We start from the raw sequence: 22101 nt of genomic DNA, 5'->3' as shown, positions 1-22101 counted from the left end.
GTGGCGGCGACTGTCCGCCGGATGAATGGAATCGGCAGTAGCGTCAACCGACGTCGCGCCCGGGCGTTGTTGTCCCCCGAGGGTGAAGTGATCACCCCGACGCTGTTCCCATCCCCAGGAGTGACCTCATGATCCGTACCCCCCTGCTGCTGGCCCTGCTGCTCGGCACCTCCGCATCCGGTATCGCGCTGGCGGCCGACACCCCGGCCACGCCGGCACCGCGCCCGGCCAAGCTGGACACCAACGGTGACGGCGTGATCGACCGCAGCGAGGCGGCCGCCAACCCGCGCCTGGCCGCGAAGTTCGACGAGCTGGACAAGAACAAGGACGGCAAGCTCTCGCGCGACGAGCTGCCGCGCTGGCAGCATGGCCGTCGTGGCCACGGCGGTGAGCGCTGGGCCGCGCTGGACGTCAACAAGGATGGCCGCATCAGCCGCGAGGAAGCCAAGGCCGATCCGCGCCTGGCCGCGCGCTTCGACCAGCTTGATCTGAACAAGGACGGCTACCTGGACAAGGCCGACCGCGAGCTGCGCATGAAGCAGCATCGTGATGCCTGGTTCGCCGCCGCCGACACCAACAAGGACGGCCAGCTGAGCAAGGCCGAGTTTGATGCGGCCAAGGGCCCGATGCATGGTGGCCCGCGCCATGGCGGTCCGCGCGACGGCGGCGCACCGAAGCCGCAGCGCTGAGGGTCAATGCAGTGATGACGACAACGCCGGCGGCACTGCCGGCGTTGTCCGTTACAAGCGGCCGCTGCGCATCAGCGAGTACGCCACAAGCGCAATGACCATCAGGTTCATGGCGATGATGGCGGTGCGGCCGTACATCGATTCGAACTTCCAGTTGATGCCGGTTCGCCCGCGCCGCGCCGAATCGCGCGCGATCATCGGCGCCATCACCCGCTGCAGCGTCACCAGGCACTGGTAGTTGACCACGCCCAACCCGACCGCCAGCACCGTCAGCTGCGTCCAGACCGGTGCCTGCAGCACCACAGCCAGCAGGATCGCCAGGCACCAGAACATGCCGGTGGTGATGTTGAGGTAGAGGAAGCGGCGCACATCGGCTCGCTCTGCCGCAGTTTCGGTGTACGACATCAGGAAGCGCCCGCCGAGGTAGCTGCCGATCGCGCCACCCACCACGCCGCCGATCACCGCCCCCCAGCTTTCGGCCGGCAGCACATGCAGCTGGCCCAGGGTGGCGGTCAACGAGCCCATCGCGGTTCCACCGGCAACGCTGGCGCCGCCGAGACCGAGCTTGCTGCCACCGACGCCGACGCCGGTGCCGATCAGGATCGCGGCACTGGCGGTGCCGGGTGCGGCCACCAGCACCATCGACACCACGGCGGTGGCGAATGCAGCGCTCGGCGCGCTGCTGCGGGCGAATTCACCGAAGCGCTGCAGCAGGCCTTCGCGCACCAGGGCACGTGCACGCGACAGGCGCTTGCGCACGGCTGCATCGCTGAGCCCGAGCAGATCGGCGACCTGTTGCGAGCGCTGTCCCTCGCGGTAGTACAGCAACAGCACTTCGCGGCTGTCGGGGGGCAGGGTGGAGATGATGTCCTCGGCGGCGATCTCTTCCTCCACCCGCTGCAGGCGGTCAGCCGCGCCCGGCGACGGGTCGGCGGCCATGCCCATCGCTACCTCGGCCGCCTCGCCGGTCAGCGGCCGCCCACGCTGGGCGCGCAGCCAGTCGCGGGCCAGGTTGCGGGTGATCTGCCGCAGCCAGGGCAGGAAGCTGGTCGCGCTGCGCAGCTGGTGCAGCTGCTGCCAGCCCTTCACGAAGGCCTCCTGGGCGATGTCCTCGCTGGCCTGGCGGTCGCGGGTGATGGCCAGGGCGATGGCGGTGACCGTGTTCTGGCAGGCCAGCACGATACGGCCGTAGGCGTGCTGGCAACCGCTGGCGGCGGCGGGCAGTTCGCGTTCCAGGGTCTGGTCGATCGATGCGGCGAACGTCGTCATGGCGGCGGCTCTCCTGCTGGGATTGTGTCCCATGACGGAGCCGCGCGCCCAATGTGACCGACTTTCTGTGCTGACAAAAAAGGGACGGAGGGGATTAAGTCGTTTGTGCCACAAACGACTTAATCCCCTCCGTCCCCTTTTTGCAGTTGCCGGCCAGCGGCGGGTACGACCCGTGGGTTATTTCGATGGCTGGATGCGGACCCGGACTTCATCCTCTTCCGGTGCGGCCTGCGGGGCCGGTTGCGCCTGCTGCGGCTGGGCCTGCGGGGCAGGGGCCGGTGCTGCCGGGGCCGGGGCATCGCGATGGCGCAGGCCGATCACCAGCGCCACGCCGGCGATCACCACCAGCAGGGCGATGCGGATGCGCCAGGCCCAGCTGCGGCCGCCGCTGCCCTGTTCCGGCGTGTCGCGGAAGGCGAACTCGGCGGTCGGATGGTCGCGGCGGGTGGTGTCGAGCAGGCGCGCCTCACGCAGGATCTCGCGTGCACGCGGCTGGTCGTCGGCGCGCACGATCCAAACCGCCGGGTAGGCGTTGGCGTTGCCGAGGTCGGTATAGCTGAACTGGCCGCGGCGACGGGTCTTGTACGAGCGCCCGTTGGTCACCTTGACGTCGATGCCATGCCCGCGCAGGAGCTCGGCCACGCCTTCGACGGTTTCCACGCGCTGGCTGCTGAAGATCTGGCGCATGGGTTTACTCCTTGGCCGGCACGGCGGCCGCGGCAGCCTGGTCGGGAACCACGCGGATCAGGCCTTCCTGCGCGGTGCTGGCCACCAGCACGCCATTGCGGGTGAAGAACTGGCCGCGGGCCAGGCCGCGCGAATCCTGCGCGCTGGGGCTGTCCAGCGAGTACAGCAGCCAGTCGTCGGCACGGAACGGGCGGTGGAACCAGATCGCGTGGTCGAGCGAGGCCATCTGCACGTGCGGGTGGTAGTAGCTGATGCCGTGCGGGAACGTCGCCGTGCCCAGCAGGTGGAAGTCCGAGGCATAGGCCAGCAGGGCCTGGTGCAGTTCCGGAGCATCGCCGACCGGCTCGCTCAGGCGCAGCCACACCTGGTGGTAGGGCGGGCGCTTGGGCGGGTTCAGTTCGTCGCGCGGGTAGACGTGGCGGAATTCGAACGGGCCGCCGCGCGACAGCCAGCGCTGCACCTTGATCGGCAGCCGCTCCAGCACTTCGGCCGGCAGCGGCCGGTTCGGTTCGATGTCTTCCGGCTGCGGCACTTCGGGCATCTTGTGCTGGTGTTCGGCGCCGGTCTCGGCCTGCTGGAACGATGCCGCGCAGAAGAAGATCACCTTGCCGTGCTGGATCGCGGTGACCCGGCGCACCGAGAAGCTGCCGCCGTCGCGGGTACGGTCCACGTCGTAGACGATCGGGTGGTCGATGTTGCCGGCGCGCAGGAAATAGGCGTGCAGCGAGTGCACGTGGCGGCCGTTGTCGACCGTGGCCTGTGCCGCGGCCAGCGCCTGGCCCAGCACCTGCCCGCCGAACACGTACTTGGTGCCGATGTCGCGGCTCTGCCCGCGGAACAGGTTGTCCTCCAGCCGCTCCAGCGTGAGCAGGTCTATCAGCTCGGAGACGACGGGTTCGGGCGTGTCGTTCAAGGGGGCGGCCACAGCAGTGAAAGAGGGCCTGATTATACCGGTCAGGGGTCAGATCCCTTTCGCCCGGCGAAAGGGATCTGACCCCGGGCGGGGCAACCGCTATTTGCCCAGCCGGGCTACCAGGGCCTGCAGGGCGTTCTGCGCATCCGGGGCGAACCAGGCCTCGACGAAGCGGTCGAGCTGGATCAGGTCCGGCTGCAGCGCCACGTGCAGGTCGGCGCGGGCGATGGCGCGGGTCAGCAGCATCGGCTGGCGCGGCTGCCTGAGCAGGTCCTGCAGCCAGGCAATCGCGCGTGCCACCACCAGGTCCCCCTCCGCCAGTTCATCCACCAGGCCGATCTGCACCGCCTGTTCGGCCGGTACCAGCGAACCGGTGGTCAGCAGCACGCCGGCGCGGTGCACGCCCACCGCACGGCGCAGCAGGCGCTGGATGCCCTCCGGCGCGATCAGACCCACCTGCACCTCGTTCAGGCCGATGGCATATGGCCGCGACGGATCGGCGCTGCGGGCCATCACCCGGTAGTCGCAGCACAGGGCCAGCACGCAGCCGCCCGCCGGGGCGTGGCCGGTGATCGCCGCGACCACCGGGATGCGGCTCTCGGCCAGCGTGCGTACGGCGCCAAAGAAGGCGTTCCAGGTGTCCAGCAGCTTGTGCTTGTCATCGCCATGCGAGAGCAGGTGCGGCACGTCCATGCCGCCGGTGAAGATGCGCTCGCTGCCCGACAGCACGATGCCGTGCGCGTCTTCGGCCATGGCCAGCTCGATGGCATGGATCAACTGCCGGCACAGGTCGGTGTCCAGTGCGTTGACCGGCGGCCGCGCCAGGCGCAGTTCGCGGATGGGGCCATGGTTGATCACCTCGATGAGCGTCGTCATGCTGCGGTCTCGTTGCGAAGAAGGAACCTGGGCGATGATAACCAAACCATTCGTTGGCGTACTGTGGCTTCTGTGTGCGGCCGCAGCATCGGCCTCGGCGGCGGAATCGGGCTGCGTCACGGTGGATCAGGGCTGGGCGCGGTTGCCACCGAATCCGGCAATGCCGATGACCGCTGGCTACGGCGTCATCCACAACGGCTGCGGCAAGGCGGTGGTGATCACCGGCGCGACCAGCAGCAGCTTCAATGATGTGTCGCTGCACGAAACCACGATCACGGATGGGGTCAGCCGGATGCGCGCGATCGAGCGCCTGCCGCTGGCGCCGGGTGCACGTGCCGAGCTCAAGCCCGGTGGCCTGCACCTGATGCTGATGCAGGGCAAGGGCGCGCTGAAGGAGGGGCAGGCGGTGCCGCTACGGCTGCAGCTGGAAGGCGGCGGCGAAGCAAGTGCGACGCTGGCCGTACGCAAGGCTGCGCCGTAGCGGGATGGTCGTGCCGGCCGCTGGCCGGCAGCACAGGAAATGCCGGCCAGCGGCCGGCACTACCGCAGGGCCTTACGACCAGTCGTACGAGAACAGCACGGTGCGGCTTTCCGGCTCGTACAGCACCTCGACCGCGTCGGCGCCGGTGGCGCAGAGGATCGTGTAGTACCGGCCGCTGGCCGGCACGATCAAAGGGCCTTACGACCAGTCGTACGAGAACAGCACGGTGCGGCTTTCCGGCTCGTACAGCATCACGATCGCATCGGCGCCTGTGGCGCACCAGTTGTAGCCGGCTACGCCGGCCACGGCGAAGAACTTGTTGCCGTTGCGGGTGATGATCACCGTTTCGGCATCGTCCGCAGCGTTTGGGTCATCGGCAGCGTCGGTGAAGCCCAGTTCGAAGGCCGCGGGAATCTCCGCGGTCTCGGTCCAGTTGCCGAAGCCTATCGGTCCGCCCAGCGTATCCAGGTAGTCGCGTTCGCTGGCCTCACCCTTGCCGTAGCGCGAGTAGCAGGCGAGACGACCGTGCGCGGCATGGTAATCGCGGGCCTTGGCGTAGCTGTCGCGCATCTGCGCGATGTGCTCCTGCGCATCCTTGTCCTGCACCGCCTCGCCGATGAAATAGCCCTCATTGCCGAGGAAGCGCATCTGGTTGCCGGCGGTCAGTTCGAAGGCGATCCAGTTGGTGCCGGTGAAATCGTTGTGGTGTTCTTCGGTGGTCTCGCCGATGCAGCCGTCGTACGGCTCGATCGGGCACAGCATCGTCGCCACCTGGCCGGCCAGTTCCGGCCGCAGCACGCCCAGGTCGATCTTCAGCAGCGGCAGCAGGTGCTGGCCGAGCCAGGCCTGGTCGGCGGGAAAGACGTCGGTGGGGAAGGGGACCATGCCGGGCAGCAGGTCGCGCAGTTCAGTCTGGTGGATCATGTCAGTCCATTGAATGGGATCGGTAGTGCCGGCCGCTGGCCGGCAACCTCATTGCAGCCAAAGCGTGCCGACCAAGGTCGGCACCTACCAGGGCGCGTCAAGTGGAGGCGCTGCGGATCGCCTCCGGCAGCGGCGCGCTCTTGCCGGTCTGCGTATCCATCCACACCACCACCACGTTGCCGTCCGAGTACAGCTTCGACGCGTCGTGCTGGTCGACGATGCGGTGGCCAATGGTCACGCTGCTGTTGCCCAGGCGCTCGACGAACAGCTCGACCAGTATGTCGTTGGGCCACACGATCGGCAGCCGGTAATTGACGTTGGTCGCGGCCACCACCGGTGCGATGCGGTCGGTCATCGATACGCCGTCCACGCCCAGCATCCAGCGCACGCGCGCTTCTTCCAGGTAGGAAATGTACTTGGCGTTGTTGACGTGGCGCATGCTGTCCATGTCACGCCAGCGCACGCTGATCGGGATGCGGGCCAGGATCTTGTGTTCGCTGCTCATCAGGCGTCCTTCTTCTTCGATGTGCTCTTGCTGGCCTTGCCGGTGCTCTTGGCGGCCGCGGCCTTCTTGGCAACCTTGGCCGGCTTCTCAGGCTTCACCTTGCGTGGCGGGCGGGCGTCGGGCTTGTTGGCCACGGCAGCCGGCTGTTCCGGGCGCGCGCTGGTGGACGGCAGCATGCGCGCCAGGAACTGGCCGGTATACGACTGCGGACAGGCCGCCACGTCTTCCGGCGTGCCGGTGACCAGGATGGTGCCACCGCGGTGGCCGCCTTCCGGGCCCAGGTCGACGATCCAGTCGGCGGTCTTGATCACGTCCAGGTTGTGCTCGATCACCACCACCGTGTTGCCTTCGTCGCGCAGCTTGTGCAGCACGCCCAGCAGCGCTTCGATGTCGTGGAAGTGCAGGCCGGTGGTCGGTTCGTCGAGGATGTACAGGGTGCGGCCGGTATCGCGGCGCGACAGTTCCTTGGACAGCTTCACGCGCTGTGCTTCACCACCGGACAGCGTGGTCGCGCTCTGGCCCAGTTTGATGTAGCTCAGGCCGACGTCGACCAGGGTTTCCAGCTTGCGTGCGATCGACGGCACCGGTTCGAACAGCTTCAGTGCATCCTCGACAGTCATTTCCAGCACGTCGTTGATGTTGAAGCCCTTGTACAGGATCTCCAGCGTCTCGCGGTTGTAGCGCTTGCCATGGCAGACGTCGCAGGGCACGTATACGTCCGGCAGGAAGTGCATCTCCACCTTGATCAGGCCGTCGCCCTGGCAGGCTTCGCAGCGGCCACCGCGCACGTTGAAGCTGAAACGGCCCGGCGAATAGCCACGCGCACGCGCTTCGGGCACCTGTGCGAACAGTTCGCGCAGGGGGGTGAACAGGCCGGTGTAGGTGGCCGGGTTCGAACGCGGGGTGCGGCCGATCGGCGACTGGTCGATGTCCACCACCTTGTCGAACAGGTCCAGGCCATCGATCTCCTTGTACGGGGCGATCGGGTGCGAGGAACCGTTGATCTCGTTGGCGGCCAGCGAGAACAGGGTGTCGTTGATCAGGGTGGACTTGCCGGAGCCGGATACACCGGTCACGCAGGTCAGCAGGCCCGACGGAATCGCCAGGTCCACGCCCTTGAGGTTGTTGCCGCTGGCCCCGCGCAGGTGCAGGGTCATCTTCGGGTTCGGCTTGTGCCGGCGCGCGGGGATCTCGATCGCGCGCTTGCCCGACAGGTACTGGCCGGTCAGCGAGCGCGGTGCCTCCAGGATGTCCTGCAGGGTGCCCTGGCCGACGATCTCGCCACCATGCACGCCCGCGCCCGGGCCGATGTCCAGCACGTAGTCGGCCAGGCGGATCGCATCCTCGTCATGCTCGACCACGATGACCGTGTTGCCGAGGTCGCGCAGGCGGGTGAGGGTGCCGAGCAGGCGCTCGTTGTCGCGCTGGTGCAGGCCGATCGACGGCTCGTCGAGCACGTACATCACGCCGACCAGGCCGGCGCCGATCTGGCTGGCCAGGCGGATGCGCTGTGCCTCGCCACCGGACAGGGTGTCGGCCTTGCGTTCCAGGGTCAGGTAATCCAGGCCCACATCGACCAGGAAGCCGAGGCGCTCACCGATTTCCTTGACGATCTTCGCGGCGATCTCGCCACGCCAGCCCGGCAGGCTCAGTTCGCTGAAGAACTTCAGCGCCTCGTCGATCGGCAGCACCACCAGCTCCGGCAGCGGGCGGTCGGCCACGAACACGTTGCGTGCCGCCTTGTTCAGGCGCGCGCCATGGCATTCCGGGCACGGCTGCTCGCTGATGTACTTGGACAGTTCTTCGCGCACCGCCGGCGACTCGGTTTCCTTGTAGCGGCGCTCGAGGTTGGGAATGATGCCCTCGAAGCGGTGCTTGCGCTGGGTGCGGCCACCGGCTTCGGTGAAGTAGGTGAAGGTGATCGCCTCATCGCCGCTGCCGTACAGCACGGCCTGCTGCACCTTGGCCGGCAGCGAGTTCCACGCCGCGTCGACGTCGAACCGGTAGTGCTTGGCCAGCGAGGCGATCAGCTGGAAGTAATAGGCGTTGCGACGGTCCCAGCCGCGCACCGCGCCGGCGGCCAGCGACAGCTCGGGATGCACCACCACGCGCGAAGGATCGAAGAATTCGGCCATGCCCAGGCCGTCGCAGCCGGGGCACGCGCCCATCGGTGCGTTGAACGAGAACAGGCGCGGTTCCAGCTCCGGCAGCGAGTAATCGCAGACCGGACAGGAGTACTTGGAGGAGAACAGCGTCGGCGAAGCGTCGGCACTGTCCAGGCTCTGCACCGAGGCCATGCCGTCGCCCAGCTTCAGCGCGGTCTCGAAGCTCTCGGCCAGGCGCTGCTTGATGTCCTCGCGCGGGCGGAAGCGGTCGATCACCGCCTCGATGGTGTGCTTCTGGCGCAGCGCCAGCGGCGGCACCGCATCGATTTCATGCAGCTCGCCGTCCACGCGCACGCGCACGAAACCCTGCGCGCGCAGCTGGTCGAACACCTGGGCATGCTCGCCCTTGCGGTCGCGGATGACCGGGGCCAGCAGCATGTAGCGCTGTTCCGGGTCCAGGGTCAGCACCTGGTCGACCATCTGGCTGACCGTCTGCGCCTCCAGCGGATAGCCGTGGTCCGGGCAGCGCGGGGTGCCGACGCGGGCGTACAGCAGGCGCAGGTAGTCGTAGATCTCGGTGATCGTGCCGACCGTCGAACGCGGGTTGTGCGAGGTCGACTTCTGCTCGATCGAGATCGCCGGGGACAGGCCCTCGATGTGGTCCAGGTCCGGCTTTTCCATCACGCTCAGGAACTGGCGCGCATAGGCCGACAGCGACTCGACATAGCGGCGCTGGCCTTCTGCATAGATGGTGTCGAACGCCAGCGAGGACTTGCCCGAGCCGGACAGGCCGGTGATCACGATCAGCTTGTCGCGGGGCAGGTCGAGGTCGAGGTTCTTCAGGTTGTGCGTCCGCGCGCCGCGGATGCGGATGAAATCCATCGCCATGGGGGATCCGGTTGTGGGGGCGTTGGCTGGGTGCCGGGCCAGCAGGGAACGGCAATCGGTCAGCCTACCGAGGTGACCAGATGGGGGCAATGGGCGACAATGCCAGCCCGATGTCTCATCTGGTGAGACAGGCCGTCAGGCAGGGGTCAGATCCCTTTTCACGGGGTGAAAAGGGATCTGACCCCGTTCCGGAGCCGTCCCCCCGCGGCGTTCGGGGGTTGACTTGACCCGCGCCCGCTGATCTGCGTACAATTCCGCTCCTGTCCGCCCTCGATGGCGGCAGCTCAGACCACAATAACTACAGAGGAAGGCCTGGTCATGTACGCAGTACTGGTCACCGGCGGTAAGCAATACCGCGTGGCGCAGGGCGAAAAGCTCCGCATTGAAAAGCTCGAAGTCGAAGTCGGCAGCGAGATCAAGTTTGACAACATCCTGATGCTGGGTGACAGCGACGGCGTGAAGCTGGGCGATGCGCTGAAGGGCGCTGCCGTCACCGCCAAGGTCCTGTCCCAGGGTCGTGCTGACAAGGTCCGGATCATCAAGTTCCGTCGCCGCAAGCACCACATGAAGCGTCAGGGTCACCGTCAGTACTACACCGAAATCGAGATCACCGGCATCGCCGGCTAAGCATCAGGAGAAGCAGTCATGGCACATAAAAAGGGCGTAGGCTCCTCGCGCAACGGTCGCGACTCCAACCCGAAGTACCTGGGCGTCAAGATCTTCGGCGGCCAGGCCATCGAAGCCGGCAACATCATCGTGCGTCAGCGCGGCACCCAGTTCCACCCGGGCACCGGCGTTGGCCTGGGCCGTGACCACACCCTGTTCGCCCTCGTGGACGGCAAGGTGGAGTTCTCGGTCAAGGGCGCCAAGAAGCGTCGCACCGTCAGCATCGTCTCGGCCGACGCCTGATCCAGGCATCGCCGGCACCCGTGCCGCGGCATGGCCGTGCTGGATGAAGAGCACGCTGCATGGAGAGCCCCGCTTCGGCGGGGCTTTTCGTTAGAGTTGAAGCAAGACCGGCTGGGCCGGGTTGCCGGCCCGCGGCCGGCATGACATTCAAGGTGGCGGCCAACAGGTCGCGCCCATCGCAGGCATCGAAACAATGAAACTGGTAGACGAAGCAGAAATCGAAGTGTTCGCCGGCAACGGCGGCAACGGCTGCATTGGCTTCCGTCGCGAGAAGTTCATTCCGCTCGGCGGCCCGGACGGCGGCGACGGCGGTGCGGGCGGCAGCGTGTACATCCGCGCCGACGAAAACCTGAACACCCTGGTCGACTTCCGCCATGAGCGTATCTTCAAGGCGCAGCGCGGCGAGAACGGCATGGGCCGCCAGGCCTATGGCAAGGGCGGCGAAGACCTGACCATCACCGTGCCGGTCGGCACCGTGGTCATCAACGTTGCCACCGATGAAGTCATCGGCGACCTGACCCAGCACGGCGACCGCCTGCTGGTGGCCAAGGGCGGTCGCGGTGGCCTGGGCAACATGCACTTCAAGAGCTCGACCAACCGCTCGCCGCGCCAGGCGCTGCCGGGCGAGCCGGGCGAAGAGCGCACGCTGAAGCTGGAGCTGAAGCTGCTGGCCGATGTCGGCCTGCTGGGCTTCCCCAACGCCGGCAAGAGCACCCTGATCCGTGCCGTTTCGGCGGCAACGCCGAAGGTGGCCGATTACCCGTTCACCACGCTGTACCCGAACCTGGGCGTGGTGAAGGTGGAGAACCACCGCAGCTTCGTGATCGCCGACATTCCGGGCCTGATCGAAGGCGCTGCGGACGGCGCCGGCCTGGGTGCGCAGTTCCTGCGCCACCTGCAGCGCACCCGCCTGCTGCTGCACCTGGTGGACATCTCGCCGATGGAAGGCGGCGTGGAGGGCATTTCGCCGGTGGAGCAGGTGCGTGCGATTGAACGCGAGCTGGAGAAGCACGATCCGGAGCTGCTGAACAAGCCGCGCTGGCTGGTGCTGAACAAGGCTGACCTGATGTTCGAAGACGAGGCGCAGGCCGCGGCCGAGCAGATCGTCGCCGAGCTGGGCTGGAAGGAGCCGTGGTTCCTGGTTTCCGCGCTGGGCCGCGAAGGTACCTTCCCGATCATGAGCCGGATCATGGCCTTCTTCGATCGCCAGAAGGAAGACGAGCTGGAAGCCCGCAACGCGCAGTGATGCCGTTGTGGTTCCATGCGGAAAACCCGGCTTCGGCCGGGTTTTTCATTTGGTAGTGCCGGCCGCTGGCCGGCAATCCCGGTGAACCGCAGGCAACAAAAAACCCGGCCGGGGCCGGGCTTTTGTCTGCTGCCCAACCCCGAAGGGCAGGGCGGCAACGCCGGATCAGGCGGCCTTGAGGGCCTTGATGCGGTCGTTCAGGCGGCTCTTGTGGCGAGCAGCCTTGTTCTTGTGGATCAGGCCACGCGCGCTGAAGCGATCCAGGATCGGCTGGGCAACGGCGAAGGCGGCTTCGGCGCCGGCGGCATCGTTGGCGTCCAGCGCCTTGATCACTTTCTTGACAGCGGTGCGCAGCATCGAGCGCTGAGCCACGTTGCGCGCGTTGCGCACGACGGTCTGCTTGGCGCGCTTCTTGGCGGACTTGATATTGGCCACGGTGGTGGTTTCCTGAAAAAATCGGTGTTATGGGAACAGCAAGCTAGCTAGTATGATGGCCCGAGAAATGCACGTCAAGTCGATTGTCAAGAGGGACGCTGAGTGAGTTCACCGAAGATGTTGCGGGGCCTGCTGTCGTTCAGCAGCATGACCATGGTCTCGCGGGTTCTCGGACTTGTCCGGGATCAGGTGATCACTACCACGTTCGGCACCAATGCGGTTACCGATGCGTTCTGGGTTGCCTTCAGGATACCCAATTTCCTGCGCCGGTTGTTCGCGGAGGGGTCCTTCTCGACCGCCTTCGTGCCGGTGTTCACCGAGGTGAAGGAGACCCGCAGCCACGCCGAACTGCGTGAGCTGATGTCCCGGACCGCCGGCACCCTGGGCGGGGTGCTGATGCTGGTCACCGCCCTGGCGCTGATCTTCGCGCCGCAGCTGGCGGTGGCATTCTCAAGTGGTGCTGACACCGACCCGGTCAAGCAGACCCTGCTGGTCGACCTGTTCCGCCTGACCTTCCCGTTCCTGCTGTTCGTGTCGCTGACCGCGCTGGCCGGCGGTGCGCTGAACAGCTTCCAGCGCTTCGCGATGCCGGCGCTGACCCCGGTCATCCTCAACCTGTGCATGATCGCCGGTGCGCTGTGGCTGGCGCCGCGGCTGGGCGGCACCCCGGAGAAGCAGATCCTGGCGCTGGGCTGGGCGGTGCTGGCGGCCGGCCTCCTGCAGTTGCTGTTCCAGCTGCCCTCGCTGAAGGGCATCAACCTGCTGACCCTGCCGCGCTGGGGCTGGAACCATCCGGGCGTGCGCAAGGTGCTGACGCTGATGGTGCCGACCCTGTTCGGTTCGTCGGTGGCGCAGATCAACCTGCTGCTGGATACCCTCATCGCGGCCAAGCTGACCGACGGCTCGCAGTCCTGGCTGTCGCTGGCCGATCGCTTCCTGGAGCTGCCGCTGGGTGTGTTCGGCGTGGCGCTGGGCACGGTGATCCTGCCGGCGCTGGCCCGCCACCACGTCAGCACCGACCGCGAGGGCTTCTCGCGCTCGCTGGACTGGGGCCTGCGCATGACCCTGCTGATCTCGGTGCCGGCGATGCTGGGCCTGGTGCTGCTGGCCGAGCCGCTGATCGCCACCCTGTTCCAGTACCGCCAGTTCACCGCGTTCGATACCCGCATGACCGCGCTGTCGGTGTACGGCCTGAGCTTCGGCCTGCCGGCGTTCGCCCTGCTCAAGGTGGTGTTGCCGGCCTTCTACGCCCGCCAGGACACCAAGACCCCGGTGCGCGCCGGTGTTGCCGCGCTGGTGGCCAACATGGTGTTCAACTTCGCCCTGCTGGCCGTGCTGTACCAGGTGATGGTGCCGGACGAGCTGAAGGCACAGGGCGTGATGGCGGCCATCGGCAAGCAGCCGGGCCTGCACCTGGCACTGGGCATCGCCAGTGCGCTGTCCAGTTACCTGAACCTGGGCCTGCTCTGGTACTGGCTGGGCAAGACCGATGTCTACCAGCGGCGGCCGGGCTGGGGCGGCTATCTGGTGCGGCTGGGGGTGGCCTGCGTGGCCATGGTCGGCGTGCTGCTGGCCCTGCTGCACTGGGTTCCCGACTTCACCGGCATGGACAAATGGCACCGTATCGGTGGCCTGATGCTGCTGGTCGGCGGCGGCGGCGCGACCTACGCGGTGGCCATGCTGGCGATGGGCTTCCGCCCGCGCGACCTGCGCGGGCATTGATCGCGGTCCGTGGCGGCTATACTTCAGGGTTACACCATTGAAGCGGCGGCCCCGGTCGGGCCGGAACGAGAGTTGATGAGCAGGCTGTTCAGAAGCGTCGAGGGCGGGGAGCTGTTCCCCAACGGAAGCGTGGTCTGTATCGGTGCATTCGATGGCCTCCACCTGGGCCATCGTGCGCTGGTCCGCCACGCGGTTGCCCGCGCGCGCGCCTTGGGCGTGGCCGCAGTGGCCGTGGCATTCGAGCCGCTGCCGCGTGAATTCTTCGCCCAGGGCACGCCGCCGCCGCGGCTGACCCTGGCGCGCAGCAAGGTCGAGATCCTGCGCGAGCTCGGCGTCGATGCGATCGGCCTGCTGCGTTTCGACGCGGCGATGGCGGCGATGCCGGCCGAGACCTTCGTGCGCCGGTTGCTGGTGCACCGGCTGGGCGCCCGCGAAGTCTGGATCGGGCCGGAGTTCTGCTTCGGCAACCGCCGCCGCGGTGGTCTGGCACTGCTGCAGGAGATGGGCGCCGAACTCGGCTTCACCGCGGGCGAGATCGAAGCGGTGGACCTGCACGGCGAGCGCATCTCCAGCACCCGCATCCGCCAGCTGCTGCAGGAGGGCGATTTCGCCCGCGCCAACGACCTGCTCGGCCGCCCCTACGCGATCAGCGGGCGAGTGGTGCGCGGGCGCCAGCTCGGCCGTACGCTGGGCTTCCCCACCGCCAACCTGCGCTTCCCGAAGATCCCGGCACTGTCGGGCATCTACGCGACCTGGGTGCACGGCGTGTTCGACCAGCCCTGGCCTTCGGTGTCCAGCTTCGGTACGCGGCCGACGGTGGAGGGCGTGGAGCCGCTGCTGGAAGCCCACCTGTTCGATTTCCAGGGCGACCTGTACGGCCGCCACATCGACGTGGAGTTCGTCGCCAAGCTGCGCGACGAAGAGAAATTCAATGATCTGGCGGCGCTGACCGACCAGATGCACCGCGACGCCGAACAGGCGCGCGCCATCCTTTCCGAACATAGATTGCGAGCCACTGCGTGAGCCAGGACTACAAGACCACCCTGAACCTGCCAGCCACCGAATTCCCGATGCGCGGCGACCTGCCCAAGCGCGAGCCGGGCATTCTGGCGCGGTGGGAAGAGCAGGGGCTCTACCAGCAGCTGCGCGACAACGCCGCCGGCCGCCCGCTGTTCGTGCTGCATGACGGCCCGCCATACGCCAACGGCCGCATCCACCTGGGCCACGCGGTCAACAAGATCCTGAAGGACATCATCGTCAAGTCGCGCTACCTGGCCGGCTTCGATGCGCCCTACGTGCCGGGCTGGGACTGCCATGGCCTGCCGATCGAGATCGCGGTCGAGAAGAAGTGGGGCAAGGTCGGCACCAAGCTTGACGCCGTCGAATTCCGCCAGAAGTGCCGCGAGTTCGCCGAAGAGCAGATCAACATCCAGCGCGTGGACTTCAAGCGCCTGGGCGTGACCGGTGACTGGGACAACCCGTACAAGACCCTGAGCTTCGATTTCGAAGCCAACGAGATCCGCGCGCTGGCCAAGGTCGTGGCCAACGGCCACCTGGTCCGCGGCGCCAAGCCGGTGTACTGGTGCTTCGACTGTGGCTCGGCGCTGGCCGAGGCCGAGATCGAGTACCAGGAAAAGGAATCGCCGGCGATCGACGTGGCCTACGCCGCACGTGATGCGCAGGCCATCGGCCAGGCGTTCGGCGTGAGCGTGCCGGCCGACGTCGAAGTGGCCGTACCGATCTGGACCACCACCCCGTGGACGCTGCCGGCCTCGCTGGCGGTGTCGCTGGGCGCGGAGATCCGCTACGTGCTGGCCGAAGGCCCGGCCCACAACGGCAAGCGCCGCTGGCTGGTGCTGGCCGCGGCCCTGGCCGAGCGCGCGCTGCAGCGCTATGGCGTGGACGAAGTGGTGCTGCACGGTGAAACCGCCGGCGCTGCGCTGGAAAACCAGCTGCTGGCGCATCCGTTCTACCCGGAGCGCGAGATCCTGGTGCTCAATGGCGACCATGTCTCCGACGAGGACGGTACCGGTGCGGTGCACACCGCCCCCGGCCACGGCCAGGAAGACTTCGTGGTCAGCCAGAAGTACGGCCTGCTGGACAAGTACAACGCTGGCCAGGTCACTCCGATCGACGGCCGCGGCGTGTACCTGGAATCGACCCCGCCGGCCGGTGACGTGGTGCTGGCTGGCCAGCACCTGTGGAAGGCGCAGGAGGCCATCGTCGGCGTGCTGCGCGACAACGGTTCGCTGCTGGCGTTCCATCCGATCCGCCACAGCTACCCGCACTGCTGGCGCCACAAGACGCCGGTGGTGTTCCGCGCCACCCCGCAGTGGTTCATCTCGATGGACAAGGGCAACCTGCGCAACGATGCGCTGGCCGCCATCGACACCGTCGGCTGGTTCCCGACCTGGGGCAAGGCGCGCATCCAGAGCATGGTCGACGGTCGCCCGGACTGGACCATCTCGCGCCAGCGCACCTGGGGCGTGCCGATCGCACTGTTCACCCACCGCCAGACCGGCGAGATCCATCCGCGTTCGGTGGAGCTGATGCAGCAGGTCGCCGACCGCGTCGAAGCCGAGGGCATCGACGTGTGGTATTCGCTGGACGCCGCCGAACTGCTCGGTGCCGACGCGGCCGACTACGAGAAGGTCACCGACATCCTCGACGTCTGGTTCGATTCGGGCGTGACCCATGAAGGCGTTCTCGCCGCGCGTGGCTTCGGCAAGCCGGCCGACCTGTACCTGGAAGGGTCCGACCAGCACCGCGGCTGGTTCCAGTCCTCGCTGCTGACCGGCGTGGCGATCGACAAGCGCGCCCCGTACAAGCAGTGCCTGACCCACGGCTTCACCGTGGACGAGCACGGCCGCAAGATGTCCAAGTCGCTGGGCAATGGTATCGAGCCGCAGGACATCATGAACAAGCTGGGCGCGGACATCCTGCGCCTGTGGATCGCCTCGGCCGACTACAGCAACGAGATGTCGCTGTCGCAGGAGATCCTCAAGCGCAACGCCGACGCCTACCGCCGCCTGCGCAACACCGCGCGCTTCCTGCTCGGCAACCTGGACGGTTTCGACCCGGCGCTGCACCTGCAGCCGCTCGAGCAGATGGTCGCGCTGGACCGCTGGATCGTGCATCGCGCGTGGGAGCTGCAGGAGAAGATCAAGGCGGCCTACGACGGCTACAACATGGCCGAGATCGTGCAGCTGCTGCTGAACTTCTGCAGTGTGGACCTGGGCTCGCTGTACCTGGACGTGACCAAGGACCGGCTGTACACCATGCCGACCGATTCGCACGGTCGCCGTTCGGCCCAGAGCGCGATGTACCACATCGCCGAAGCATTCACCCGCTGGGTGGCGCCGATCCTGACCTTCACCGCCGACGAGCTGTGGGGCTACCTGCCGGGCGAACGCGCCGGCCACGTGCTGTTCACCACCTGGTATGACGGCCTGGCGCCGTTGCCGGCCGATGCCCAGCTCAATGCCGCCGACTTCGACCAGCTGCTGGCCGTGCGCGAGCAGGTGGCCAAGGTGCTCGAGCCGATGCGCGCCAACGGTGCGATCGGTGCGGCGCTGGAAGCGGAGATCACCATCGCCGCCAGCGAAGAACAGGCCGCGCGCTGGCAGCCGCTGGCCGATGAACTGCGTTTCCTGTTCATCAGTGGCGACGTGCAGGTGCGCCCGGCGACCACCGACGAGGTGTTCGTCAGCGCCCAGCCGACCACCAAGGCCAAGTGCGTGCGCTGCTGGCACCACCGCGCCGACGTCGGCAGCAACGCCGACCATCCCGAGCTGTGCGGCCGTTGCGTGAGCAACGTGACCGGCGCCGGCGAAGTGCGGAGCTGGTTCTGATGGCCGCGCCCCGTCCGCATCCGAACGCCCTGGTCTGGCTGCTGCTGTCGGTGGCCATCATCGGCCTGGACCAGTGGTCCAAGGCCTGGGTGCTGTCCAGCCTGCCGGAGTTCCAGCCGGTGGTGGTCATCGACGGCTTCTGGAACTGGTACCGCACCTACAACACCGGCGCGGCATTCAGTTTCCTGAGCGACGCCGGTGGCTGGCAGAAGTACTTCTTCACCGCGCTGGCGATCGCCATCAGCGGGCTGATGGCGTGGTGGCTGCGCGGCACCGCCCGCGGCAACTGGAAGGCCGCGGTGCCGTATGCGCTGATCATCGGTGGCGCCATCGGCAACGTGATCGACCGCCAGGTGCACGGCCACGTGGTCGACTTCATCCAGTGGTACGTGGGCAGCTACACCTGGCCCTCGTTCAACATCGCCGACTCGGCCATCGTGGTGGGTGCCATCGGCATCGCGCTGTTTGGCCTGTTCGACGGCAAGTCCGCCAAAAAGGCGGATAATGCCAACCCGAAACCGTAAGCCGGCTGCCGCCGGGAGACTGAACTGATGGATGTGCTGCTCGCCAACCCGCGTGGTTTCTGTGCCGGTGTCGATCGTGCGATCGAGATCGTCAAGCGCGCGATCGAAACGCTGGGCGCGCCCATCTATGTCCGCCATGAAGTGGTGCACAACCGCTTCGTGGTCGACGACCTGAAGCAGCGCGGCGCGATCTTCGTCGAAGAGCTCGACGAGGTTCCGGACAACAACACCGTGATCTTCAGCGCGCATGGCGTGTCCCAGGCCGTGCGCCAGGAAGCCGAGCGCCGTGGCCTGAAGGTGTTCGACGCCACCTGCCCGCTGGTGACCAAGGTCCACTTCGAGGTCGCGCGCCACTGCCGTGCCGGCCGTGACGTGGTGCTGATCGGCCACGCCGGTCACCCGGAAGTGGAGGGCACCATGGGCCAGTGGAACCGCGAAGCCGGGACCGGGCAGATCTACCTGGTCGAGGATGTCGAGCAGGTCGCGACGCTGCAGATCAACCAGCCGGAAAACTTCGCCTACACCACCCAGACCACGCTGTCGGTGGATGACACGCGCGGCATCATCGATGCGCTGCGCGAGCGGTTCCCTGCGATGCAGGGCCCGAAGAACGACGACATCTGCTACGCCACGCAGAACCGCCAGGATGCTGTGCGCGACCTGGCCAAGCGCTGCGACCTGGTGCTGGTGGTCGGTTCGCCGAACAGCTCCAACTCCAACCGTCTGAGCGAGCTGGCCCGCCGCGAAGGCGTGGAGTCGTACCTGATCGATGGTGCGCACGAGATCGACCCGGCATGGGTGGCAGGCAAGCAGCACATCGGCGTGACCGCCGGCGCCTCGGCGCCGCAGGTGCTGGTCGATGGCGTGCTGGCGCGCCTGGCCGAGCTGGGCGCCACCGGCGTGGGCGAGCTGGACGGCGAACCGGAATCGATGGTGTTCGCGCTGCCGAAGGAACTGCGCCTGCGCCTGGTCGACTGAGCGGTCGGGTCGTTCGCCGGGCATGGCCCGGCGCTACGGTTGCGCTGCATCCACGCATGGCGTGGATCTAATGATGCCGCTCTTGGTTAGTGCGAACCTTGGTTCGCACTGCTGCCGGGTGTGCGCCATCCACGCATGACGCGGATCTGCTGACGACGCTTTCGATGGAGATGTATCGTTGCCATGCAAGTGACGGTGTCCTGTGCGTCGAAGTTGTGCCCAGCTTCTGGGTCTGCATGTGTTCCCCTGAAGCGGGGCATGTCGCAGTCTGCGCTCTACGGAGCGATGCTGAAATCAGCGAACGTTTGTTTTCCTGATCAGCGCCGATCAGATGTTGATGTCTCCGGTCCGGATCAATCAGTAGATAGCGCAATCGGCATTGTCTGAAGCGTGATTCTCAATTGTTTGAAGTGGCGCGCATTCCTGAAAATCATTGCCTGACTAGCATTGCGAACTTTCCGAGCGCGAGGCGGGTATGGATGGTGGATTTGAAATTAAAGGAGCCACGCTTAAAAGATCGTCCGTTACACATTTCTTTTGTCCGCCCACCGCGCGAATGGAGTGCGCAAGCGATTCCACGTGGGGAGCTCATCGTCTTCGTGTTGAAGTGCCGAGCCCCCTCGCTGGAATTAAACCCCCCGATAGTGAACTGCTACGACCTGAGTTCTGTTCTTCAGGGAATCTCCGCTGGGTAGAGCTACTTTCGCACAGGTTTAACTCACAGGCAGATGGGGGCGGGTTGCTCGAAAAAATGAGTAATCCTGGGAGGCTAAGAATCGCTGACATTCTCGCTCCGGCAGCGCTAACGGGCGTTGCGGCGCGCTACTTTGAACTCGCACGAGCGCTGGGTTGTCGCGGCGAACGTCGTTCAAGTTTATGCTGGCTGGGAAACTCCGGGCCTGTGGGCTCACAATGTGTATTCGGTCCCGCCGAGCGGATTCCCGAGCAGTTGGCGGATCTTCAGCAGTTCATTGATGAGTCCGGCGGATATTTCTCCGCATGGCGTGCGGAAGCCATCGCATATCAGCTCTTCATGATCCATCCCTTGTCGGATGGCAATGGTCGCGCAATTCGGGCAGTGATGATCGGATTCCATCGAAGATTCGGTTCGGTGGAGGCGCTCTACATTTTCTGGCGTCTGAAATTCGGTAAGCGAGTCATGTTCGATCAATGGAAGCTCGCCCGCTTGGCTGGTGTGAATGACAGCCTCGAAGATTCATTTATTGACTGGTGCGAGAAGGCCGTCTTGCTCAATGAAGGGTTCGATAGGCTGATCCGTTCTGGAATGGCCAGGCAAGCGGTGGTCGCATTGTGCTTGCACGGTGAAGTTTCTGAGGCGTCAGTCAGGGCTTGTGATGGGGGGCTTGGTAGAGCTACTGCGAGGCGAATCGTCGATGGTTGGAATGTGTGGATTGAGCGCGATCAGGGAGGTGCTTTTGCAGCGTTGGGCGAAATAATTTCGTCCATGAAGTCTTCTGTCAATTCAAGGGAGTGTGAGATCGATGACTGTATTGAATAAGTCCATTGGACGAGTACTGGCCGTGGCCGTGTTGCTTTCTGGCGGTAACGCAAGCGCGCATTGGATGAGTGAAACACCCCGTTGGGGCGCCACTCCATTCGACACGACGGGGACGAGTGACCTGCCACCAGTTCAAGCTTTGCCGCCCGAAGGAGAGCCTTCACCTGGAGAACCACCCGACCAACCGGGTCACGAGGGGGGTGGGGGTGGTGATGGCGGCGAAGGCAATCAGCAGCCGCCAACGCCGAGATGCGCAGAGCTTCTCGCTTCTCGTCCCAATGCCTGCCCCAATCCAATTGCATTGCCTCAGGGCGCATACTATGGAGAAGACTCCATTCCGGGCTCGACGGTGTTCCATTCATCATCCATTCGAATGGCTATTGGTTTCTCCAAGCGAAATGCACCTTGGAACGGCGTAACGATTGAGCCCAATGAAGGCGCAAGGATGTTTCTGGAGGCAGCATTGAAGGAGCAGACGGAGAACTTCGCGGCAGGAATGAGCTTGGTAGATGCAAATGCGCGATTTAGAACTCACCTTGCAATGGCTTGTAATCAACAAGTTGCGGCAGATAGCTATAATAGAAATAGCATAGTTCCGACCAAGTCAGAGCAATTTTGTTTTGAGATGCTGAAGTCTTTTGATTCCGAGGCCAATGATGAGAAGAGCTTCATTGCTTGGTTTGCTGATTATTCAAGGTCAACTGGTATACCGTTGGACTCCTATGTTCCTTATGGAATATTGACAATGGAGGATGCGAAAAACTCGATCGGTGAGAAGTGGAGAAGGGTGACGGAGGATTCAACATGCTCGCGATGGTGGGATGATTTCAAGGTCAACGTCTGCGAGGTGCCGTGATGAACCGTAATATCATCCTGATAGGTATTGCGTTGCTGATTTGCTCATGCGGCAATCCGGCGGATCACGAGCAGGGTAGTGACCAGCAGGCAGGCAGCGATTCCGTAAGCGAAGATCTGTTGAATTCGCCTGGCGTCGGTCTGCCTCTGCAGAGGGCTGAAGGACTGGTGGATCGAGCGAAAGTCGAGACTTATCTGTGCGGAATGAACTGCAGTGAGGCCGGACCGCTAGAGGCCGGATCACCCAAGGAGGCTGCATGGTTGATAAAGCACGGTTATCCAAGCGCGGCGGAGAAGTTCAGGCTGGAATCTCTTTCGCGCGATGCTCTTAGGCAGGAGGTTGAGTCAGGAAGCCTTCCAGGCGCTGTTGAATACGGTCGTCGGCTGGCGCTGGAGGAGAACATGCTGGATGGCAAGATCGTTCTGCGTGAACAGGCTCAATCGGGCAACATATTTGCCTACTATGGTCTGGCTGCTGTCAGCGCCAACGGCAGTCCGCCGAGTCTAGTCGATACAGCAGCCTACCTCCGAATGGCATACATGCTGGGGGACGATAGGGCGGCTCTGGAAATTGCAAAGATGCGGCTTACATCTGCGGAACTGGTTGCGGCAGACAAACGCGCGTCCCATCTCTTCAGTGGATATGCGGGCGAACAGTTGAGAGATCCACGTCCACAAGACTAGAGTTCATCCCTTTGGCCACCCGACAATGGTCTTGGCAGATC

At 65.5% G+C, this 22101-nt stretch carries 21 protein-coding genes and 1 pseudogene; 13 read left to right on the top strand and 9 right to left on the bottom strand.

What is annotated here, in order from left to right:
• Positions 1-128 precede the first annotated feature (128 nt).
• Positions 129-689, top strand: a complete 561-nt coding sequence (locus AC5QAB_RS10035; protein ID WP_014646365.1) for an EF-hand domain-containing protein — start codon at positions 129-131, stop codon at positions 687-689.
• A 51-nt stretch (positions 690-740) separates the two neighbouring features.
• Here the strand turns inward: AC5QAB_RS10035 and AC5QAB_RS10030 are convergent, their stop codons facing one another.
• From AC5QAB_RS10030 to AC5QAB_RS10015, 4 genes are all read right to left on the bottom strand, one after another.
• Positions 741-1958: an RNA polymerase sigma factor gene (locus tag AC5QAB_RS10030; RefSeq protein ID WP_164109940.1), complete on the bottom strand. Its 1218-nt coding sequence runs from the start codon at positions 1956-1958 to the stop codon at positions 741-743.
• Between the two features lie 177 nt (positions 1959-2135).
• The gene (locus AC5QAB_RS10025) at positions 2136-2645 is read right to left on the bottom strand and encodes a pathogenicity-like protein (protein WP_197562205.1); all 510 of its coding nucleotides are present in this window, start codon (positions 2643-2645) and stop codon (positions 2136-2138) included.
• 4 nt (positions 2646-2649) lie between these two features.
• Positions 2650-3570 (bottom strand): acyl-CoA thioesterase II, encoded by a 921-nt coding sequence (tesB, locus tag AC5QAB_RS10020; RefSeq protein ID WP_005408551.1) that lies wholly within the window; start codon positions 3568-3570, stop codon positions 2650-2652.
• Positions 3571-3657: 87 nt separating this feature from the next.
• Positions 3658-4434 carry an enoyl-CoA hydratase/isomerase family protein gene (locus tag AC5QAB_RS10015; RefSeq protein WP_014646368.1) on the bottom strand — a complete coding sequence of 259 codons (777 nt, stop codon included), beginning with the start codon at positions 4432-4434 and terminating at the stop codon, positions 3658-3660.
• A gap of 34 nt (positions 4435-4468) precedes the next feature.
• Between AC5QAB_RS10015 and AC5QAB_RS10010 the strand changes: the two genes are divergently transcribed.
• Positions 4469-4915 (top strand): copper chaperone PCu(A)C, encoded by a 447-nt coding sequence (locus AC5QAB_RS10010; RefSeq protein ID WP_041863160.1) that lies wholly within the window; start codon positions 4469-4471, stop codon positions 4913-4915.
• Positions 4916-4987: 72 nt separating this feature from the next.
• Here the strand turns inward: AC5QAB_RS10010 and AC5QAB_RS10005 are convergent.
• The 4 genes and pseudogenes from AC5QAB_RS10005 to uvrA all read right to left on the bottom strand — a co-directional run.
• Positions 4988-5068: pseudogene (locus AC5QAB_RS10005) on the bottom strand (enolase); the annotation flags it as partial.
• Positions 5069-5113: 45 nt separating this feature from the next.
• Complete coding sequence (locus tag AC5QAB_RS10000) at positions 5114-5839, bottom strand: hypothetical protein (protein WP_049419389.1); 726 nt, start codon at positions 5837-5839, stop codon at positions 5114-5116.
• Between the two features lie 97 nt (positions 5840-5936).
• Entirely contained in the window at positions 5937-6344 is a 408-nt protein-coding gene (locus AC5QAB_RS09995) for an acyl-CoA thioesterase (RefSeq protein ID WP_197562173.1), read from the bottom strand.
• Complete coding sequence (uvrA, locus tag AC5QAB_RS09990; RefSeq protein WP_197562174.1) at positions 6344-9337, bottom strand: excinuclease ABC subunit UvrA; 2994 nt, start codon at positions 9335-9337, stop codon at positions 6344-6346. Before uvrA ends, AC5QAB_RS09995 begins: the two co-directional genes overlap by 1 nt.
• A gap of 318 nt (positions 9338-9655) precedes the next feature.
• On the opposite strand from uvrA, the gene rplU reads away from it, so the two are divergent.
• The 3 genes from rplU to cgtA all read left to right on the top strand — a co-directional run bounded on the left by rplU (position 9656) and on the right by cgtA (position 11492).
• Positions 9656-9964 (top strand): 50S ribosomal protein L21, encoded by a 309-nt coding sequence (gene rplU, locus AC5QAB_RS09985; RefSeq protein WP_005408557.1) that lies wholly within the window; start codon positions 9656-9658, stop codon positions 9962-9964.
• An 18-nt stretch (positions 9965-9982) separates the two neighbouring features.
• Positions 9983-10246, top strand: a complete 264-nt coding sequence (gene rpmA, locus AC5QAB_RS09980; RefSeq protein WP_005408558.1) for a 50S ribosomal protein L27 — start codon at positions 9983-9985, stop codon at positions 10244-10246.
• Positions 10247-10439: 193 nt separating this feature from the next.
• On the top strand, positions 10440-11492 hold the full coding sequence (gene cgtA, locus AC5QAB_RS09975; RefSeq protein WP_014646373.1) for an Obg family GTPase CgtA: 1053 nt from the start codon (positions 10440-10442) through the stop codon (positions 11490-11492).
• Positions 11493-11657: 165 nt separating this feature from the next.
• Here the strand turns inward: cgtA and rpsT are convergent, their stop codons facing one another.
• Positions 11658-11927 carry a 30S ribosomal protein S20 gene (rpsT, locus tag AC5QAB_RS09970; RefSeq protein WP_005408560.1) on the bottom strand — a complete coding sequence of 90 codons (270 nt, stop codon included), beginning with the start codon at positions 11925-11927 and terminating at the stop codon, positions 11658-11660.
• Positions 11928-12044: 117 nt separating this feature from the next.
• Between rpsT and murJ the strand changes: the two genes are divergently transcribed.
• The 8 genes from murJ (at position 12045) to AC5QAB_RS09930 (ending at position 22060) form a co-directional block, all read left to right on the top strand.
• The gene (gene murJ / locus AC5QAB_RS09965; RefSeq protein ID WP_126412567.1) at positions 12045-13649 is read left to right on the top strand and encodes a murein biosynthesis integral membrane protein MurJ; all 1605 of its coding nucleotides are present in this window, start codon (positions 12045-12047) and stop codon (positions 13647-13649) included.
• Positions 13650-13724: 75 nt separating this feature from the next.
• Positions 13725-14672 (top strand): bifunctional riboflavin kinase/FAD synthetase, encoded by a 948-nt coding sequence (locus tag AC5QAB_RS09960; protein ID WP_197562089.1) that lies wholly within the window; start codon positions 13725-13727, stop codon positions 14670-14672.
• The gene (gene ileS / locus AC5QAB_RS09955) at positions 14669-17500 is read left to right on the top strand and encodes an isoleucine--tRNA ligase (RefSeq protein ID WP_197562088.1); all 2832 of its coding nucleotides are present in this window, start codon (positions 14669-14671) and stop codon (positions 17498-17500) included. The genes AC5QAB_RS09960 and ileS overlap by 4 nt, the downstream gene beginning before the upstream one ends.
• On the top strand, positions 17500-18024 hold the full coding sequence (gene lspA / locus AC5QAB_RS09950) for a signal peptidase II (RefSeq protein ID WP_014646377.1): 525 nt from the start codon (positions 17500-17502) through the stop codon (positions 18022-18024). Before ileS ends, lspA begins: the two co-directional genes overlap by 1 nt.
• Before the next feature lie 27 nt (positions 18025-18051).
• A complete protein-coding gene (gene ispH, locus AC5QAB_RS09945; protein WP_005408565.1) occupies positions 18052-19002 on the top strand; it encodes a 4-hydroxy-3-methylbut-2-enyl diphosphate reductase in 951 nt (316 codons plus the stop codon).
• 751 nt (positions 19003-19753) lie between these two features.
• Complete coding sequence (locus tag AC5QAB_RS09940) at positions 19754-20521, top strand: Fic family protein (RefSeq protein WP_197561610.1); 768 nt, start codon at positions 19754-19756, stop codon at positions 20519-20521.
• Positions 20505-21377 carry a hypothetical protein gene (locus AC5QAB_RS09935; protein WP_197561609.1) on the top strand — a complete coding sequence of 291 codons (873 nt, stop codon included), beginning with the start codon at positions 20505-20507 and terminating at the stop codon, positions 21375-21377. The genes AC5QAB_RS09940 and AC5QAB_RS09935 overlap by 17 nt, the downstream gene beginning before the upstream one ends.
• The gene (locus AC5QAB_RS09930) at positions 21377-22060 is read left to right on the top strand and encodes a hypothetical protein (RefSeq protein WP_197561608.1); all 684 of its coding nucleotides are present in this window, start codon (positions 21377-21379) and stop codon (positions 22058-22060) included. The genes AC5QAB_RS09935 and AC5QAB_RS09930 overlap by 1 nt, the downstream gene beginning before the upstream one ends.
• Positions 22061-22101: the final 41 nt, after the last annotated feature.

Source organism: Stenotrophomonas sp. YJH_SMC_127 (genome assembly GCF_059372445.1).
Note: the sequence above shows the minus strand (reverse complement) of the source record. Positions and strands in the feature narration are given on the sequence as shown.